The sequence below is a fragment of the Streptomyces sp. DH12 genome, from assembly GCF_020873895.1.
Taxonomy (GTDB): domain Bacteria; phylum Actinomycetota; class Actinomycetes; order Streptomycetales; family Streptomycetaceae; genus Streptomyces.
Window position 1 is genome coordinate 1 of sequence record NZ_JAHWGT010000295.1, and the last position, 700, is coordinate 700.

General features: G+C 75.4%; 1 pseudogene. It reads right to left on the minus strand.

Annotated features, from left to right (window positions below):
• A pseudogene (locus tag LPA54_RS34130) lies at positions 1–672 on the minus strand (two-component sensor histidine kinase); the annotation flags it as partial.
• Between the last annotated feature and the right edge of the window lie 28 nt (positions 673–700).

Here is a 700-nt window from a genome sequence, read left to right on the forward strand (position 1 = left end):
GTCGTGCATCTCCCGGGCCAGGCGCGCCCGTTCGGCGTCGACCGCCTCCGTGACCGCGAGCCGGGCCCGGACCGCGGCCAGGGCGCGGGTCGCCTCGCCGAGGTGGAGCATGAGCTTGCGCAGGCTGGAGCCGACCGCCCCCGCGATCACGCACAGGCCGGGCAGGATCAGCGTCTCGGCGGGTTCGGTGTGCGGGTTGTCCAGCGTGGCGTGGACGAGCAGCAGGATCACGCCCTGGAGCGAGGCGAAGACGGCCGCGCCGCGCCAGCCGTAGATGAGGCCCGCGAGCAGCGGCGTGCAGACGCTGACATAGGCGAGGGTGGTGTCGGGGCCGGCGGAGACCAGCAGCAGCGCGCCGAAGAGGGTGTCCGCCGCGAGGAGGGTGGGATGGCGCAGGAGGAGGGGGCCGAAGCGCTCCCAGTCGCGGAAGAGGGCGTACGACACCATGAAGGTGACGACGACCGCGCTGCCGACCAGGCGTACGCCCCAGCCGGGGCCCGCGTTGAGCAGGGCGGACGGGGCGGCCACGGCGATCATCGCGAGCCGGAAGCCGAAGGCCTGCCGGCACAGTGCCTGGAGGGCGTTCACCTGGAGCTGGGTGTCCGTGACCGGTGGGGCGGGCGGCTCCTGGGGGACGCGAGGCGCGTGCGGCGGAACCGCCGTCGCCGCCACCCCCTGCGGCGTCCGCGCGCGCCTCGCG